This window comes from Paracoccus sp. (in: a-proteobacteria) (assembly GCF_030538695.1).
Lineage (GTDB): Bacteria > Pseudomonadota > Alphaproteobacteria > Rhodobacterales > Rhodobacteraceae > Paracoccus.
In genome coordinates, this window is record NZ_JAUNTN010000007.1 from 40,544 (window position 1) to 57,073 (window position 16,530).

Genomic DNA, 16,530 nt, shown 5'->3' on the forward strand with positions numbered 1-16,530 from the left:
ACCTGTCATATAACCGCAACATAGCTGTCACGCCCGGCCGCTACCCCTCGCCCCGAAGTTTCAACGGAGCGACTCCCATGACCCGATTCCTTCTGTCCACCGCCGCTATGCTGGGCCTGTCCACCGCCGCCATGGCGCAGGATCTGCCGCAGGCTGACACCGACTGGTTCAAGAACGCACAAAAGACCATCGAAGAACGTCTGGCCGTGCAGCCGATCACCGGCAAAGCCAAGAACGTGATCCTGTTCACCGCTGACGGCAACGGTATCGGCACCAACTATGCCATCCGCCTGTATACGGGCCAGCTTGAGGGCGGCCTTGGCGACGATTACGTTCAGCCGCACGAGCGGTTCCCGAACGTCGCCCTGTCCAAGACCTATACGTCCAACGGCCAGACCGCAGACTCGGCTCCGACTGCGGGCGCGATGAACTCGGGCGTCAAGGGCAAGAACGGCATGATCAACATTCTGGATCATGTCTCGGTTGGCGACTGCGCCGCCGGTGCCACCGCCGGAACCAAGATGTTCTCGGAAATCGTGTCGGAAATGGGCAAGTCGGTCGGTGTCGTGTCCACCGCCCGCATCACCCACGCCACCCCGGCGGCGGTTTATGCCCGCACCGTGAACCGCGATTTCGAGGACAACTCGCTGCTGCCGGAAGGCTGCGACCAGAAAGACATCGCCGCACAGTTGATTGACCAGATGCAGGCTGGCGTGATTGATCTGGCGCTGGGCGGTGGTCGCCGTCACTTCCTGCCGACCGATGTCACCGATGTCGAAGGCAAGAACGGCCAGCGCACCGACGGCCGCAATCTGGTCGAGGAAATGCAGGCTGCCGGCGCGCAGGTCGTCTATGGCGACGAAGACTTTGCCGCGCTGAACCTGACCGGGAACAACGCGCCGATCCTGGGCCTGTTCGAATCCAGCCATATGAAATACGACATCGACCGCACCGGCGAGCCGTCGCTGGCCGAAATGACCGAAGCCGCGATCAAGGCGCTGTCGAACAACGAAAACGGCTTCTACCTGTCGGTCGAGGGTGGCCGCGTTGACCACGCCAACCACGACGGCAACCTGCACCGCACTGTGTCGGACGGCAAGGCATTCGCTGACGCCATCGCCAAAGCGCTGGAAATGACCGATCCGCAGGAAACGCTGATCATCGTCACCGCCGACCATGAGCACGCCATCGCCTTCAACGGCTATTGCGGCCGCGGCTCCAACATTCTGGGCCTATGCATGGAAGAAAACGAACAAGGCGTCGAACACACCGGCAAGCCGAATCTGGCTGCTGACGGCAAGCCCTACACCGTTGCCGGCTTCCTGAACGGTGCTGGCTCGGTTCTGGTTCAGCAGGAAGGCAGCGATGTGTTCGCCGCCCCGGAAGGCCGTCCGGTCGTGACCGAGGAACAGGCGACCGACGTTGACTATCTGCAACAGGCGCTGATCCCGATGACCTCGGAAACCCATGCAGGCACCGATGTCGGCATCTTTGCCTACGGCCCCTGGGCGCATCTGTTCGGCGGCGTGGTCGAGCAGAACGTGATCTTCCACGTTATGAACTATGCCGTAAACGCGGAATAATCACCGCTTGCCAAAACACGCAGGCCCCGGAACCGTCCGGGGCCTGTGCCATTGACCGAAAGGACCAGAGCCATGAACCGCCGGAACCTGCTTGCCGCCCTGCCGCTGACCCTGATGGCCCCGCGCCTGCTGGCCGCAGATACTCCTGCCCGGCTGCGTGACCTGTATAACAAGGATCTGAGCTTTTCGGATTTCGCAAATGAATCCAAAGGCAAGCGCACCATGATCATGGGCTATATGGCACCGCCGCTAAAGGCGGATTCGGTGTTTTTCGTGCTGACCAACCGCCCGATGGCGGTTTGCCCTTTTTGCGAACCGGGGATGCCCTGGCCCGATGATATTCTGGCCGTCTATGCCAAGCGCACCGTCAATGTGATTGCCTTTAACGTGCCGATCCATGTGTCCGGCGTGCTGGAGCTTGGCGATTATGTGGACCCGGAACTGGGTTTTTATTCCAAGGTCCGGCTGGTGGACGCGACCTATGAGCGCGCCTGAACTGCGGATCGAGGCGCTGCGCGTCAACGCATCTGATGGCCGCCTGCTGCTGGATGTGCCGGCGCTGACCATCCCCGCCGGGCAGAGCCTTGCGCTGTCTGGTCCCTCTGGCGCGGGGAAATCGACCTTTCTGCACGCGCTATCAGGGCTGGTGCGCCCGGCCTCGGGTCAGGTGATATGGGGTGGGCAGGACATTGCCGCGCTGTCCGAGGACGCCCGCGCCCGGTTTCGCCGCGAAACCCTTGGTATGATCTTTCAGGACAGTCATTTGTTCGAGGAGCTTTCGGCGCTGGGCAATGCTGCGCTGGCGGCGGCCTTCAGCCCCGCGCCCGCACGCGCCGGAATCCGGCAGCGGGCAGCGGATTGGCTGGCCCGTCTGGGGCTGGATCACGCGGGCAGCCGTGCCGTGGACAGCTTTTCCGGCGGCGAGCGTCAGCGTATCGCCGTGGCCCGCGCCCTGTCAGGCGATGCGCCGGTGATTCTGGCCGATGAGCCAACCGCCGCGCTGGACCGCGCCAATGCCGATGCGCTGACCGATCAGCTTGTCGCGCTGACCGCCGATCATGGCCGCACGCTGGTCGTCGTGACCCATGATCCGGCACTGGCCGGACGGCTGGACCGGCGCATCACGCTGGTGGATGGGCAGATTGCGGGGGACGATCATGCGTGAGTTTTGGCTGAACCTGCCCGCGCTGACGCAGGATATTCTGCTGCTGTTGACGCTGATTGCGCCGGGGCTGATCGCCGGGTTGCTGGTGCTGCGCGGGCTGCGGGCATGGCCGCTGGCAGGGGCAATGCTGCGCCGCTTTGCCTGGGTGAATGTGCTGTTCGTGGCGCTGATCGCCATTTCCGTCGGTGTCGGCGTGGCGCTGCTGGCGCAGGAACGCGGGTTACGCCAAGGCTCGGCGCGGGCTGCGGAAAAGTTCGACCTGATCGTGGCCGCCCCCGGCAGCGAAGTCACCGCCATGCTGGCCGCTGTTTACCTGCAACCCTCGGATATGGCGCTGATTTCTGGCGCGCAATATGATGAGATCGCCAAGACCGAAGGTGTCGCACTGGCCGCCCCGATCGCCTTTGGCGACAGCTATCAGGGCGCACCCGTGGTTGGCACGACGGCGGATTTCGTCACCCATCTGGCCGGGGATCTGGCCGATGGGCGTATCTTTCAGACGGAATCTGAGGCCGTCGCCGGTGCCTTCGCCCCGGTGGCTCTCGGCGAGGAGATCACCCCCGCCCACGGCCACGGCCCGGCAACCGAGGATGACGCCCATGCCGGTGCGCATTACACCATCACCGGGCGCATGGCCCCGACCGGCAGCCCGTGGGACCGCGCGATTCTGGTGCCGGTCGAAGGCGTCTGGTCGGTGCATGGCCTGCCCAACGGCCATGCAGCGGGCGACAGCCGCATCGGCCCGCCCTTCGTCGCGGAATATATGCCCGGCACCCCCGCCGTGCTGGTCCGGGCGCAGGAACTTTGGGGCAATTACGCGCTGAAATCCCGCTTTACCCGTGACGATATGATGGGGTTTTTCCCCGGCACCGTGCTGGCGCAGCTTCACGGCCTGATGGGCGAGGTCCGCAGCGCCATGTCGCTGATGTCGGTGCTGACGCAGGTGCTGGTCACGCTGTCGGTGCTGATCGGGCTGATGATCCTTGTGCGGCTGATCGCGCGCAGCCTTGCACTGTTGCGGGCAATCGGCGCACCTTTGCGCTTTGTCTTTGCGGTGGTCTGGTCCTATTCCGCCGCGCTGATCGTGACCGGCGCGGCGCTGGGGCTGGGTTTCGGCGTGGTGATGGCGCGGGTGATTTCCGGCATCGTCACCGCCCGCACAGATGTGCTGGTGCAAGCGGGCCTGAGCTGGCCGGAGCTGCATCTGGTCGCCGGTTTCGTCAGCCTGACCCTGCTGATTGCCCTGATCCCGGCATGGGCCGCCACCCGCCGCCCGCTGCTGTCTGACCTGCGCAACTGACGAGGTTTCCCATGCGCCTGCTGCCCGCTTTGACCCTTGCCTTGCTGCCGCTGGTGGCCCGGGCCGCCGACGATCACCATGTTGCACAGCGCGACGGCATCCGCATTGTCCACGTCTGGACCAACGCCCGTCCCGCCGGGGCCGAGGCACTGATCTATCTGGAAATCGAGAACCGCACCGGGCATGAGGCCGTGCTGAACGGCGGCAGCCTATCCGGTCAACCGCTGGAGATCGTGGGCTTTACCTATGGCGCGGCGGGCGGCAACTGGACCCCGCTGCCCGCCCTGCCGGTCGCCCCCGGCACCAAGATCACATTGGTCCCGAATGAGGTCGCCCTGCGCCTGCCACGTTTGCCGGAGGGGCTGGCCAAGGGGCAGGAACTCACACTGGACATCAGCATCGACAACACCCCCATCACCGCCCATGCCGAGGTGATGGACGCCAGCGCGACGACCCATAGCCACGCCGGACATAGCCACTGAGCATTCTTCGTGCATGGCTCGGGCCGGACCATGCGCAGAACCGGCATCAGCCCTGACGTTCCCACAAATGCCCCCGGTCAGAGCGCGTCACCCTTGGTAATGCCGCCCCTTGCTGACACGATCCAAAACGATGAGCGATTCTTTCATCCGTGAAGGTCAGTTCCATTTTTCAACCCAAAGTAGTGATTGGCAACATTTCTTAAACGTGCATTTTAATACGGAATTGTTTGCTTTGGGCTTGTGGAAAGCAGATTGCACGAACGCGTCGCGTAAATCAATTTTGGGTTGAAAAACAAACCCGCCAGATCAGAAATACCCCGCGGAAATGCAGTCATAAGGGACAATTAAGGTTAACAATTGATTCCAAAGCATTTATGCTGCGTTCAGGGAGGAATGACCCACCCAAAATTTCAGCCGATTTCAACGACGAGGGCGTGATGACGTATTATTATGGCAGCGGATGGTATGGCGGCTCTTATTATGGCGGCTCTTACGGCGGTTCCTATGGAAGCTCGTGGTATAGCGGCACGAAATACAGCAGCACTTACACCAGTAAATATTGCTACACCGGAAACCGCGCATCGAATGACACCGGATCGGTGAATGATGATTCCAGCGTCACGCTGAACATCCTTGCCAATGACAGCCTGAAAACGGGCGTGTCGGGCATCATCGTCGGCAATAACGTCCTGTGCCGCGTCGGCCAGACGGTCACGCTGGACAGCGGCGCAACGGTGACGCTGAACAAGAACGGGTCGCTGACCTATAACACCAATTCGGCCTTTGATCTGGCCTGCAACGAAAGCACCATTGATTCGTTCAGCTATAAAATCGTGGATTGCTATGGCAAGACCTCGAACCTTGCGACCGTCGATGTGACGGTCAACAGCACCTCGACGGGCCACACCGACATTCCGTCCTCGCTGCCGGAAACCATCGGCTTTACCATCGTTGACGAGAACATGCCCGCCGGCACCTCGGATGCGGCCTTTACCATGATGCTGACCAGCGCGGATGCGCGTTTTGACGGGCTGGTGGTCGAGGCGGCTTACTGCATCGACACGTCTCAATCCTATATCACCGACACCGCACTGACCGGGCATATTTATCTTGCCGACCCGGACCACATCCCGGCAGGTGTGATGGCGGATGACATCATGGCCAATCTGGACGTTCTGAACTGGATTCTGAATCAGGATTTCACCACCATCGACAACGGCGACGGCACCGGCCAGACCTATACCGACGCCGAGGTTCAGGGCGCCATCTGGGGCATCACCAATGACCGCGTGTTCGTGGCCAATGGCGGCGGCACCGCCGCGAACGCGCGTGAGATCATGGATCTGGCACTGGCCAATGGCGAAGGGTTCGAGGCCGGCGCAGGGGATCTGGTCGGTCTGATCGTGGCCGGCGACACCGATGCCATCAATCAAGGCCATATGCAGCCGTTCCTGATCGCGGTTGAATATGACTCGCTGATCTTCTGCTAAGACGGTCGGGGCGGCCTGAACCAGCGGGCCGCCCCAAACTTGACGCGTCAGGCGTTCACCTGCATATCCTCGGGCCGGGACAATTACCCCCGCGGAAAGCAGGAAGACATGACCGACACCCTTTTCGATTTTCCGCCGCTGGATAGTCCCCATTTCCCGATGCCGCGCACCCGCGCCGTCACTGGCGAGGTCACGCCGCTGCCCAAACAGGACTGGCTGGACGCGCTGAAAGCCAGCCTGCTGCCGCTGCAATCCGAGATGGTCGAGGAAAAGCGGGTCAAGCTGAACGGCAAGCCGCTGATCTGGCAGCGCCATCTGGTTCATGTCACCAACCGCAACGGTCAACTTGTCAAGATGGCCGTGCAACTGGTGCGCAACGCCGACCCGGCACTGAACAGCCGCTATGCCGCAGGTGAAATGCACCTTTTGCGGTTCAGCGCCAGAACCACAGCCGAAGGCTGCCACCTGCAAGCCTGGCTGAATGGCGCATTGCTGCTGGATTACACCGACCCGCCCGAGGTCGCGCTGACCGGCGGTGCGCCCGGCATCTGCGCTTTTGGCGAAGGCCCGGACCGGGTCGAGCTGAACAGCTTTGACGGCGGCCCGTTGTGACACCCGGCGGCATCGCAGCCCGGTTGCTGCGGTGCCGGTCCTATGCCGCCAGATACAGTCCGGCGACCACGACCAGAAACCCCCAGATCGCCAGCCCGAACCCCCGCCGCCAGCGCGGCGCATCGCGCAGATGCAGGTAATCGCACAGGATCGCCACGGCCTTCAGCCCGGCCAGCAGCAGGATCACCAACCCCGCGCCCTTGAGCGCCAACCCGGATATATGCGGCAACACCAGTGCCACCAGCGTTGAACCGGCACAGAGCACCAGCAGCCACAGATATGCGCGGTTCAGCCGGTCCATGCGCTACCTCAGCAGATAAATGACCGGGAACAGCAGCACCCAGACCAGATCGACCATATGCCAGAACTGGCTGCCGGCCTCGACCCCGCTGCGGGTAGGGCGGATAGCGACCAGCGCCAGAATAGCGATCCCGGCCAGAACATGCGCGGCATGAAATCCGGTCAGCAGGAAATAAAACGTGTAGAACGTGCCGCTTTCCAGCCCGATTCCCTGCCGGAAAGCATCCGCATATTCCACGCCTTTCAGCACCAGAAACAGCGCCCCCAGCCCCATTGCACCCGCCAGCCAGACCCGGCAGGCGCGGGCCTGATCCACCACCGCCAGCGCCCGCGCTGCACACCAGCCTGATGTGACCAGCACCACCGTATTGATCGCCGCAGATGCGCGGTGCAGATGATCCTGCGCCTCGGCAAAGCCTGCCGGGTCCATCAGCCGCAGCGACAGAAACACCAGCAGTCCCGCACCGAACACCGCCAATTCGCTGATAATCAGCACCCAGAGGATCAGCTCCCCCGGCAGTTCGTCCAGAAGGCTGCGGCGCTCGGTCATGCCCCCACCAATTCGCGGTAAATCATCGGCAGCGCCTCGGTCAGCTTGTCGGGGTGCGGGATCAGCGCAAAGCCACCCTGCCCGAAAATCCGGGGGAACCAGCTTTTTGCGTCCTTGTCCACGGTGATCCCGAATACCGAATGACCGGCGCGGCGGGCTTCGCGCACGGCCATGGCGCTGTCCTCAATACCGTGGCGGCCTTCGTAATGGTCCAGATCATTCGGCTTGCCGTCGGTGATAACCAGCAGCAACCGTCGCTTGCGCGCCTGTTCGGACAAGCCCGCGCTGGCGTGGCGGATACCCGCGCCCAACCGGGTATAAAACCGGGGCCGCAGCGCCGCGATGCGGGTTTCAACCGCGCGACTCATCGGTTCGTCAAAGCGTTTACATTCGGTCAGGAACACCCGGTCGCGTTTCAGCGAGGAAAAGGCGTTGACCGCAAACGTATCCCCGCAAGCGTCCAGCCCCCATGCCAGCGCGGCCAGTGCCTCGCGCTCAATGTCGATCACCGCACGGCCCGTCACCGCACTTTCGGTCGAGCGCGACACGTCCAGCAGGATCGACACCGCCAGATCCCGCGCCACCGGCCGGGTCTGCCGCCAGATCCGGTCGCTGCCCTGCCCCGAGGCCCGCAGCTCGACCGCCGAGCGCACCGCCAGTTCCACATCCAGATCGTCGCCATCGCGGTGGCCGGTGGTGATAACACGACCGGGGCGCAGGGCCTCGAACTGGCGGCGCACCGCACGGATGCGGCGCTGCGCGGCAGGGTCGTCCAGCACGCCGGTATCCTCGCCCCCCTCAGCCTCATTCACCAGCACCCGGACGTGATCGGGCAGATACCGCCCACGCCGCGCATCCCATTCGGGATAGGTCACAATCCCCGCCACGGCCTCAAGGTCGGCATCCTCGGGCGCAAGGTCCAGATGCAGTTTCAGCCGCGTGGCCGGGGCCTTGCTGATCTGGCCAAGGCCGATTTCCTCGGTATCATCCGCCGCCTTTTTGGCGCTGTCGTCATCATCATCCTCAATCCGCCGGTTCAGGTTCAGGAACTCGGCCCAGGACAGGATCGCCTCCAGCCGGTAAAGGATCAGGCTGTCTTTACGCTCGGCCTGATCCGAGGCCCGGCGGCGGGCGCGGACGGTGCGTTCGTTCTGGTTGCTTTCCTCGGGCGCGCCTTCGGTTTCGCGGGTTTCGACCGTCGAGGCGGCGGATGTTTCCGGTGCCACCATCTGCGGCCACAACACCACGGGCCGCATCGGGCGATAGCCGCGCGGGGCCACCTGCGCCGCCGGATCATCCAGCGCCGCCAGCAATTCCTGCGCCCGAGGTGACAGCGCCGCCTCATCGCCCAACAAATGCCGGATCACGGATTCCAGCGCCGCCTCATCCGGGGGCAGCGCGGGCGTGGGCCGCAGGGACAGCACCACCGCCGACAGATCACGATAAAGCCCGCGCAGGCCGGGCGCGGATTCCAGCGTTGCGGCCACCGTCTGCCGCGCCGCAACCAGCGCCCGCAGGTCAGCCCGCAGCGCGTCGTCATCACCCGCAGGCCGCACCGCATGGGCCGCCGATGCCGCCAGCCAGATATACAGCGCCCCGTTCGCCTCATGCGTGGGGAACATATCCAGCACCGCAGGCAGGCGCACTGCCTCGCCATCAAATGTGGCCTGCGGCAACGCCTCGGCATCGGTTCCAAGACGGCGCAGCCAACTGATGCGGTGCCGCCCGGTCTGATCCAGCGCCGGGCGCATCACCACCGATTCATCGCCACCAAGGCCCCGGAACAGAACGGAAAGCCGCCCCGCCACCTGCTCCAGCGGCACGGCAGCTTCGGGAAACCGCGCCGGTGCGCCCAAGGTCGTCGCATAGGCGTGCCACAGCTTGCCGACGGATTCTTCCGGCTCCCACGGCTCGATCTCACGCCACTCGGGTTTCATCTTTTGTCCTTAAATATCCTCGGGGGCTTCGGAGCGCCCGGAAAATGGTCCAGTGGACCATTTTCAGCGTAGAAGGGGCCGGCAGGCCCACGGGGGCAGACAGCCCCCGCTGCGACATCAGCCAATCACCGCAACGACCAGATCCATCAAGCCGCGCTTGACATCTTCATCATCGGTCAGCGGTTCGATCATGGCCGCCTCAATGGCGCGGTTCATGCCCATGCCTTTGGCGACCAGACTGGCGGCATAGACCACCAGACGGGTGGACACACCTTCTTCCAGATCCTGACCTTTCAACCCGCGCAGCTTGCCCGCCAGTCGCACCAGCAGGGCGGCACGGGATTCGTCCAGCCCGGATTCCGCCACCACCACCTGCGTTTCCAGCGCGGGTGCGGGAAAGTCGAAATCCATCGCCACGAACCGCTGCCGGGTCGAGGGTTTCAGCGTTTTCAGGATATTCTGATAGCCGGGGTTGTAAGACGCCACCAGCATGAAGCCGGGCGCGGCCTCCAGCTCCTCGCCGGTGCGGTCGATGGGCAGGATGCGACGGTCATCGGTCAGCGGGTGCAGAACCACGGTGACATCCTTGCGGGCCTCGACCACCTCGTCCAGATAACAGATCGCGCCTTCGCGCACCGCGCGGGTCAGCGGGCCATCGACCCAGACGGTTTCCCCGCCTTTCAGCAGATAGCGCCCGATCAGATCCGCCGCCGACAGGTCGTCATGGCAGGCGACGGTATAGAGCGGGCGGCCCAGACGCGCCGCCATATGGGCGACAAAGCGGGTCTTGCCAACGCCGGTCGGGCCTTTCAGCAGCACCGGCAGGTCCAGCGCAGCGGCCGCCTCGAACACCGCAACTTCATCGGTTTGCGGAAGATAGAAGGGGGCCGTAGCCCCCCCCTGCATGTTGTCTTGCATGGTCATGGCTTACTCCGCCGGCTCATATTGGCCGTCTTTCGACCGCTGGACAGGACCGGGCTGCACGACCTCGCGGCCCGGCACCAGCACCGCCCAGATGAACAGCAGCGCACCCAGCACCACCGCAACGCCCGAACCGAAGCGCATCCAGTAGAACAGCGCCAGCCCGTCCTGCACATCCATGTAGCCCATGCCCTCGACCCGTTGCAGGTGCGTCTGAACGGTGCCTGCAAAGGTCAGGGTAAAGGTCATAAACAGCATCCCGCCCGACATCAGCCAGAACGACGCCATGTTCAGAACCTGATTGTAGGGATCACGGTTCTTCATAATCGGCATGGCATAGCTGACGATCGCCAGCACCAGGCAGACATAGGCGCCATAGAAGGCCAGGTGGCCGTGGGCAGCGGTGATCTGCGTGCCATGGCTGTAATAATTGACCCCGTGCAGCGTGTGCAGGAAGCCCCAGATACCGGCACCAAAGAAGGCCAGAACCGAGCAACCCAGCGACCACAGCAGCGCGGCCTTGTTCGGGTGATCGCGGCGGCCCTTCCAGACCATCACGAAGGCAAAGGCCATCATGGCAAAGAACGGCACCACCTCGAAGGACGAGAAGATCGAGCCGATCCACTGCCAATAGGCAGGCAGACCGATCCAATAGTAGTGGTGGCCGGTGCCAAGGATGCCCGAGAACAGCGCCGTGGCGACGATGACATACAGCCATTTTTCCACGACTTCGCGGTCAACGCCGGTCAGCTTCAGCATCAGGAAGCCAAGGATGGCCGCCATGATAAGCTCCCACACGCCTTCCACCCAAAGGTGAACGACCCACCACCAATATTGCTTGTCCAGCACAAGGTTCGACGGGTTGTAGAAGGCGAACAGGAACAGCAGCGCCAGCCCCCACAAACCGATCAGCAGGATGTTGCTGATCGAGGTCTTGCGGCCCTTCAGCACCGTCAGGGTGACGTTGTAAAGGAAGATCAGCGCGGCGACGACGATCCCGACCTTGACCCATTTCGGCTGTTCCAGAAACTCGCGCCCTTCCAGCCCCAGCAGCCAGTTACCCTGGAACAGGTTGAACGCATAGGTCAGGACCGCGCCTGCGGTGCCAATCACCAGAATGGCCAGTTGCAGCCATGCCAGCGTTTCGGAATGGATCTCACGCTCGGCTTCTTCGGGAACCAGATAATAGGCCGAACCAAAGAACCCCAGCAGCAGCCAGACGATCAGCGCGTTGGTATGTAGCATACGAACGACGTTGAACGGCAGCAGTTCAGAAAGGAAGTTCGGGCTGACATAGATCCAGCCCATCACAAGCCCCATCGTCACCTGCACGGCGAAAAGCGCCATGGCGACGATGAAATAGGCATAGGCGATACGTTGCGATGCGTATTTCATGGCGTTTTCTTCTCCTTAACCGGCGTCGTTGGGGGGCCAGTTCTGGGTGTTGATGGTGCCGACCCACAGCAGGAAGTCAGACAGCTCGCGGTATTCCTGATCGGTCAGGTTGAAATGCGGCATCTGGCGACGGCCTTCGACACCCGTAGGCATCGCGTCCATCCAGCTTTTCAGGGTATCGGCCGCCGCGACAGGATCATCCTGCACGCCCCAGCGGCGCATCACATTGCCCACCTCGGGCGCGAAATAACCGCCCTCACCCAGAATGGTGTGGCAGTTCACGCAGGCATGGCGTTCCCAGATATGTTTCCCGGCCGCAACGCTTTCGGTCAGGGTTTCCTTGTTGGTTGATGTATTGACGGCATAGATGTGGCTATGCACCGTCAGGGCGACAAAAATCGCAATGAAAAAGAGCGACCCGCCGTAAAACACGTTGCGGGCCATGCTCTTGGTCATGATATCACTCATGACGCGGGTCCCCTTTCATATCGACTCAGATAACAGGTTAATCGCGCAAGCGTGATTCTGTCTCATTGACCAAAGTCAACGGCGCAGAAAACTTGTGTCAAAGCGGCAGGGCCAGTTCGATCCGGCAATCCGGCAAAGTGGCCAGCGCGGCATCAGCCTCGGTCGCGGTCATCAGGCAAAGCGCGGTGGACAAACCATCGGCCAGCGCCGCCGAAGGGGCGCTGGCGCTGACCGTATCCCACAGCGCAGCCCGGCCATCCGGACCAAGGATATGCGGCAGCCCCGCCCCGATCCGGGTCCCATAGGCCGAAGATGTCGCCAGCGCCCGGTCGCGCAGGGTGATGCGGCGCAGACTGCGGCCCTGCGGATCGGCCAGCCCGGCCTGCCAGTCGCGCGGGCCAAGGGCGCGGATTTCGCCGGTATCCAACAGGACTTCGGTCAGGTCATGCCGCGCCGCCAGTGCCGCCAGCCGGTCGGCGGCATAGCCCTGCGCAATCCCGTTAAAGGTCAGCGCCATGCCGGGACGCAGGCGGATGCCCTGATCGCGGCGGACCTGATCCCAGCCAACCACCAGCCCGGTTTCATCGCGGCCATTGGCGCGGGCCAGATAGAGCGGCTGCACCGTCGGATCGAAAGCTCCGCCAGTCGCGTGGTAAAGCTGGTCCGACAGATCCATCACCTGCACCAGCGCATCGGGCGGCCAGTCCAGACGGCCCGTCCGATTCAGCCGGGTCAGGTCCGAATCGCGGTGCAGGGAAAAAACGCGCTCGATATGCGCCAGTTCGTGTACGGCAGCCGCGAAAAAGGCGCGGGCCTGACGCGGGGTCGCACCCTCCAGCCGCAGCGAGACCCCGGCCCCCATGGCGCGGCCGGTCCATATCTGCGGGCTGGCCGCAACAGGCGTGGCCAAGGCGCAGGCGCTCAGGGTCAGAAAGCGGCGGCGATTCATCATGCGCCCCCCTGACCGGCGCGGGGGGCAAACCAGATCGGCCACAGCGCCACCAGATACAGGGCAAAGGCCGCAATCCAGATCAGCCCCGATGCAATCGTGCCGGTATAATACATCATCCCCGGCCATTCCGCCGCGCACCAGCGCAGAACCACCGCCAGCGGCATCAGCCCATAGGCCAGCGCCACCGGGCCGGGCGCGACCAGTTCGCGGCCCGAATGGCCAATGGTGGCGCGGCTCATCACGGCAAGGGTCATGCCGCCGACCGCACCGATGGCCAGCACATGCAGCCCGCCGATCTCGGACCCGATGCCCAGCCCAGCCAGCCCCCACAAGATCAGCCCCAAGGCCAGCATCCCGTAACCCAGATGCAGCGCCCAGACGATCGGCTGACCGGGCAGCGCTAGCCCGCGCCAGCCCGCCAGACGCGCCGCCGCGACCAGGCCCGTCACCAGCGCCAGCACGCCCGCCCATGCATCCGGCAGCGCCGCCAGCACCGCCAGCGGCGTCACAATCGACAGAACGATTCCGGCCCTGTCCAGCGGCGCATGGCTGACCGGCAGGCGATCCTCACGCCCTTCGCGCAGCATGGCGTTGCGGGTAAAGGCAGGGGTCACGCGCCCGCCAAGCACGGCAATCATCGCACAGACCGCCAGCAAGCCGCCGCGCGTCCCCTGCCAGCCGGTCTGGGCCAGCCCCATCCAATCCAGATGCACCATGAGATTTCCGGCCCAGACCATGCTCAGCAGCAACAGGAACAGCATGTTCTGCGGTTTGGGCCGGGCCAGAAGCTGCGTCAGGATCTTGGCACCAAGCACCGGCAGAAAAGCCAGATCGACCACAGCCACCAGCCAGGGGGGCAGGATGGCCGAAAACCAGATCACCAGCCGCCCGGCCAGCCACAGCCCGGCCACCAGTGCGATGAACCGTTCCGGCGCAGCCTTGGCCCCGGTCCAGTTCGGCACCGCTGTCAGAAAGAACCCACCCAGAGCCGCAGCCGCAAAGCCAAAGATCATCTCATGCGCGTGCCAGCCCTGCGCGGCCATCGGCAGATTCAGGATCGCATCACCCCCGCTGGCCTGCGTCGCCAGCCAGAACAGCCAGACCGCCATCGCAGCGACGGCCCAAAGACCCGCCGCCCAGAAAAACACCCGCCAGCCTGCGGAAAAGACGCGGTTCATTTGGATACCTCGGTTTGCGCCGCCCCGCGCGCCCGGCGTTTCAGCACCGGGCAGGTGGCGGCATCGTTCATAATGACCTGACAACGCAGGCACAGCACACATTCATTCGGATTGATCCGACCCAGGGGGTCGATGGCGCCGACAGTGCATTTCGTCTCGCACAGGCGGCACTCACGCCCGCATTGCGGTCGGCGCTTGAGCCAGTCAAAGATCTTCAGCTTGGCCGGAATCGCCAGACCAGCCCCCAGAGGGCACATATAACGGCAATAGAACCGCTCGATGAACAGCCCCGCCGTCAGGATGGCCACGACGAACAGCACGAATGGCCAGGCCCGCAGGAAACGCATGGAAATAGCGGTCTTGAACGGCTCGGCCTCGGCCAGCACCAACGCCTGCTCCATACTGTAAAAGGACAGGGCGACGATGGCGACGAACAGCGTGTATTTGATGACCCACAGCCGTTCATGCAGGGCTTGCGGCACCGCGATCTGACGCACACCAAGCCGTTGTGCAAGGTTGTTGGTCAGTTCCTGCAAAGCACCAAAAGGACACAGCCAGCCACAAAACACGCCCCGGCCCCAGAACAAAAGGCCCAGCGCCACGGCGGACCATAGCATGAAGATCACCGGCTCGATCAGGAAGGTTTCCCAGCGGAACCCGGCCAGCAGGCTGTTCAGAAACGCCACCACCTGCACCACCGAAAGCTGCCCGTTCAGCCCCCAGCCCAGCACGAACAGCGTTGTCGCCAGAAAGCCCACACGCACCCGCCGCCACAGTTTCGGGCTGCGCACCAGCCATTCCTGCGCAAACAGAATCACCCCCAGCGCCGCCAGCATCACCGCGACAATCGCGATGGCGGGCTTTTTCTGATGCCAGAAGGACAGCCACAGCGGCTGATCCTGTTCCGGCGCGGTCTGGAACTGTTCGGGCAGGCTGACCCGCAGCGCAACCGGCAGGGACAGGGTGCTGCCATCCGCGCCGGGGCGGGCGGCAGTGATGATGACCTCGAACGGCTGGCGCGGGTCGATGCCGCCGGTATCGGGGTTGGCGTTGATGCGGAACAGGCTGGCCTCACGCAGATCCGGCGCAGCTTCGGCGCGGATCGTGGCCGAGGTGAAATCATCCGCCGCAGGACGCAGGCGCGTGGCCCCCTGCACGACCTCGATCCGGTCAAAGCTGCCGCTGCGCCGCCATTCGGTGCCGCGATGGGAATAGACCCCTTGCGAGATCACCGCCAACAGCGCCTCATCCGGTTGCAGCGGCCCGGTGGCGGCGGTGAAATCCGCCGCACCGATCAGATTGCGGCCCACGGTCGGCGTGTCGATCAACCCGGCCCAAACCTCGATAAACGGCTGATCCGAAGGCGTCAGCGGCTGACGCGCACCGGCAAAACCCGCTGCCGCCTCGGCCATGCTCATGCGGGCGTGATTCAGCGCCCCCATCTGGATCAGCGCATCCCATGTGGCGGGCGCATAGCTGACCCGATCAATCGCCCCGCCGCCAATGCCTTGCGCCTGCGCCAGCACGCGGGCGCTGCGCAGGATGCCGTCGCGGATCACCCCGGTGGAAACCGTGGCACGGGAAATCACATCGGGCAGTTGCGGATCAGATCCCAGCGCCGAATCGTGGCGGATGGTCACATCTACCCCCACGAAACCGCCGACATAGGCGGCAATGTCCGATTCCGATATGCCCAGCGTCAGCACGGGTTCCGACTGGCGCATCAGCCGCGTGCCGACAATCACCCCCTGCGGGTTCACCGCCACCAGCGCATCCAACGGCTGCCCGGAATAGCCCGTGGACCCGGCAATTTCCCAGGTCGAACCGATCATCCCCAGCGAATCAGCACCCGAGGACACCCGCCAGCCCGGCACCGGCGCATCCTGCCGGGTCAGCAGCACCGGCACCCCTTCGGGCAACGAAAACAACGCGGCAGCAAGCGATTCGTCAGGCCGGGCGGCGGCAACAGGTTCAGCCCCCGCACCGAAAGGCGCGGCAAATGTGCGCAGCACAAAACCCGGCGCCAACAGCGAAAACGCCACAACCACCAGCGAAAGCACGAACAAAGAGCGCAAAACAGGACGCATGGAACCCCGGCCAGCGAATATCTGGTCCGCTTTTCATGCACCTGCGACAAGTTGGCCTTAACCAAGGTCAAGGCACGATCAGGTTTTCGTGATCTAGGCTGTCTGCGGAC

At 63.7% G+C, this 16,530-nt stretch carries 16 protein-coding genes; 7 read left to right on the top strand and 9 right to left on the bottom strand.

The features are described from left to right. The first annotated feature begins 77 nt into the window (after nt 1–77). From Q4G24_RS05170 to Q4G24_RS05200, 7 genes are all read left to right on the top strand, one after another. Nucleotides 78–1,583, top strand: coding sequence for an alkaline phosphatase (locus Q4G24_RS05170; protein ID WP_303365440.1), 1,506 nt, complete (start codon nt 78–80; stop codon nt 1,581–1,583). A 72-nt stretch (nt 1,584–1,655) separates the two neighbouring features. Further along, on the top strand, nt 1,656–2,078 hold the full coding sequence (locus Q4G24_RS05175) for a hypothetical protein (RefSeq protein WP_303365441.1): 423 nt from the start codon (nt 1,656–1,658) through the stop codon (nt 2,076–2,078). Beyond that, nucleotides 2,065–2,748, top strand: a complete 684-nt coding sequence (locus Q4G24_RS05180) for an ABC transporter ATP-binding protein (protein WP_303365442.1) — start codon at nt 2,065–2,067, stop codon at nt 2,746–2,748. Before Q4G24_RS05175 ends, Q4G24_RS05180 begins: the two co-directional genes overlap by 14 nt. Beyond that, nucleotides 2,741–4,048: an ABC transporter permease gene (locus Q4G24_RS05185; RefSeq protein ID WP_303365443.1), complete on the top strand. Its 1,308-nt coding sequence runs from the start codon at nt 2,741–2,743 to the stop codon at nt 4,046–4,048. Before Q4G24_RS05180 ends, Q4G24_RS05185 begins: the two co-directional genes overlap by 8 nt. Before the next feature lie 11 nt (nt 4,049–4,059). After that, the gene (locus Q4G24_RS05190; protein WP_303365444.1) at nt 4,060–4,530 is read left to right on the top strand and encodes a hypothetical protein; all 471 of its coding nucleotides are present in this window, start codon (nt 4,060–4,062) and stop codon (nt 4,528–4,530) included. A gap of 437 nt (nt 4,531–4,967) precedes the next feature. Next, nucleotides 4,968–6,020 carry an Ig-like domain-containing protein gene (locus tag Q4G24_RS05195; RefSeq protein ID WP_303365445.1) on the top strand — a complete coding sequence of 351 codons (1,053 nt, stop codon included), beginning with the start codon at nt 4,968–4,970 and terminating at the stop codon, nt 6,018–6,020. 108 nt (nt 6,021–6,128) lie between these two features. Beyond that, nucleotides 6,129–6,632 (top strand): hypothetical protein, encoded by a 504-nt coding sequence (locus Q4G24_RS05200; RefSeq protein ID WP_303365446.1) that lies wholly within the window; start codon nt 6,129–6,131, stop codon nt 6,630–6,632. A gap of 40 nt (nt 6,633–6,672) precedes the next feature. Here the strand turns inward: Q4G24_RS05200 and Q4G24_RS05205 are convergent, their stop codons facing one another. The 9 genes from Q4G24_RS05205 to Q4G24_RS05245 all read right to left on the bottom strand — a co-directional run bounded on the left by Q4G24_RS05205 (nt 6,673) and on the right by Q4G24_RS05245 (nt 16,420). Next, on the bottom strand, nt 6,673–6,933 hold the full coding sequence (locus Q4G24_RS05205; protein ID WP_303365447.1) for a cytochrome C oxidase subunit IV family protein: 261 nt from the start codon (nt 6,931–6,933) through the stop codon (nt 6,673–6,675). A gap of 3 nt (nt 6,934–6,936) precedes the next feature. Beyond that, the gene (locus tag Q4G24_RS05210; RefSeq protein ID WP_303365448.1) at nt 6,937–7,482 is read right to left on the bottom strand and encodes a cytochrome c oxidase subunit 3; all 546 of its coding nucleotides are present in this window, start codon (nt 7,480–7,482) and stop codon (nt 6,937–6,939) included. Further along, complete coding sequence (locus tag Q4G24_RS05215) at nt 7,479–9,419, bottom strand: nitric oxide reductase activation protein NorD (RefSeq protein WP_303365449.1); 1,941 nt, start codon at nt 9,417–9,419, stop codon at nt 7,479–7,481. The genes Q4G24_RS05210 and Q4G24_RS05215 overlap by 4 nt, the downstream gene beginning before the upstream one ends. Before the next feature lie 117 nt (nt 9,420–9,536). Then, on the bottom strand, nt 9,537–10,343 hold the full coding sequence (locus Q4G24_RS05220; RefSeq protein ID WP_303365450.1) for a CbbQ/NirQ/NorQ/GpvN family protein: 807 nt from the start codon (nt 10,341–10,343) through the stop codon (nt 9,537–9,539). 3 nt (nt 10,344–10,346) lie between these two features. Next, nucleotides 10,347–11,735 (bottom strand): cbb3-type cytochrome c oxidase subunit I, encoded by a 1,389-nt coding sequence (locus Q4G24_RS05225; RefSeq protein ID WP_303365451.1) that lies wholly within the window; start codon nt 11,733–11,735, stop codon nt 10,347–10,349. A gap of 15 nt (nt 11,736–11,750) precedes the next feature. Continuing rightward, on the bottom strand, nt 11,751–12,203 hold the full coding sequence (locus Q4G24_RS05230) for a cytochrome c (protein WP_303365452.1): 453 nt from the start codon (nt 12,201–12,203) through the stop codon (nt 11,751–11,753). A gap of 97 nt (nt 12,204–12,300) precedes the next feature. After that, entirely contained in the window at nt 12,301–13,155 is an 855-nt protein-coding gene (locus tag Q4G24_RS05235; RefSeq protein WP_303365453.1) for an FAD:protein FMN transferase, read from the bottom strand. Next, nucleotides 13,152–14,333 carry an NnrS family protein gene (locus Q4G24_RS05240; RefSeq protein ID WP_303365454.1) on the bottom strand — a complete coding sequence of 394 codons (1,182 nt, stop codon included), beginning with the start codon at nt 14,331–14,333 and terminating at the stop codon, nt 13,152–13,154. Before Q4G24_RS05240 ends, Q4G24_RS05235 begins: the two co-directional genes overlap by 4 nt. Then, nucleotides 14,330–16,420, bottom strand: a complete 2,091-nt coding sequence (locus tag Q4G24_RS05245) for a NosR/NirI family protein (protein WP_303365455.1) — start codon at nt 16,418–16,420, stop codon at nt 14,330–14,332. Before Q4G24_RS05245 ends, Q4G24_RS05240 begins: the two co-directional genes overlap by 4 nt. Nucleotides 16,421–16,530 lie beyond the last annotated feature (110 nt).

What these genes read in the sequence shown, in the direction of transcription:
- Q4G24_RS05225 (WP_303365451.1), bottom strand. Translation starts at nt 11,735, where the DNA reads ATGAAATACGCATCGCAACGTATCGCCTATGCCTATTTCATCGTCGCC.
- Q4G24_RS05235 (WP_303365453.1), bottom strand. Translation starts at nt 13,155, where the DNA reads ATGATGAATCGCCGCCGCTTTCTGACCCTGAGCGCCTGCGCCTTGGCC.
- Q4G24_RS05170 (WP_303365440.1), top strand. Translation starts at nt 78, where the DNA reads ATGACCCGATTCCTTCTGTCCACCGCCGCTATGCTGGGCCTGTCCACC.
- Q4G24_RS05205 (WP_303365447.1), bottom strand. Translation starts at nt 6,933, where the DNA reads ATGGACCGGCTGAACCGCGCATATCTGTGGCTGCTGGTGCTCTGTGCC.
- Q4G24_RS05215 (WP_303365449.1), bottom strand. Translation starts at nt 9,419, where the DNA reads ATGAAACCCGAGTGGCGTGAGATCGAGCCGTGGGAGCCGGAAGAATCC.
- Q4G24_RS05190 (WP_303365444.1), top strand. Translation starts at nt 4,060, where the DNA reads ATGCGCCTGCTGCCCGCTTTGACCCTTGCCTTGCTGCCGCTGGTGGCC.
- Q4G24_RS05245 (WP_303365455.1), bottom strand. Translation starts at nt 16,420, where the DNA reads ATGCGTCCTGTTTTGCGCTCTTTGTTCGTGCTTTCGCTGGTGGTTGTG.
- Q4G24_RS05175 (WP_303365441.1), top strand. Translation starts at nt 1,656, where the DNA reads ATGAACCGCCGGAACCTGCTTGCCGCCCTGCCGCTGACCCTGATGGCC.
- Q4G24_RS05200 (WP_303365446.1), top strand. Translation starts at nt 6,129, where the DNA reads ATGACCGACACCCTTTTCGATTTTCCGCCGCTGGATAGTCCCCATTTC.
- Q4G24_RS05230 (WP_303365452.1), bottom strand. Translation starts at nt 12,203, where the DNA reads ATGAGTGATATCATGACCAAGAGCATGGCCCGCAACGTGTTTTACGGC.
- Q4G24_RS05220 (WP_303365450.1), bottom strand. Translation starts at nt 10,343, where the DNA reads ATGACCATGCAAGACAACATGCAGGGGGGGGCTACGGCCCCCTTCTAT.
- Q4G24_RS05185 (WP_303365443.1), top strand. Translation starts at nt 2,741, where the DNA reads ATGCGTGAGTTTTGGCTGAACCTGCCCGCGCTGACGCAGGATATTCTG.
- Q4G24_RS05180 (WP_303365442.1), top strand. Translation starts at nt 2,065, where the DNA reads ATGAGCGCGCCTGAACTGCGGATCGAGGCGCTGCGCGTCAACGCATCT.
- Q4G24_RS05195 (WP_303365445.1), top strand. Translation starts at nt 4,968, where the DNA reads ATGACGTATTATTATGGCAGCGGATGGTATGGCGGCTCTTATTATGGC.
- Q4G24_RS05240 (WP_303365454.1), bottom strand. Translation starts at nt 14,333, where the DNA reads ATGAACCGCGTCTTTTCCGCAGGCTGGCGGGTGTTTTTCTGGGCGGCG.
- Q4G24_RS05210 (WP_303365448.1), bottom strand. Translation starts at nt 7,482, where the DNA reads ATGACCGAGCGCCGCAGCCTTCTGGACGAACTGCCGGGGGAGCTGATC.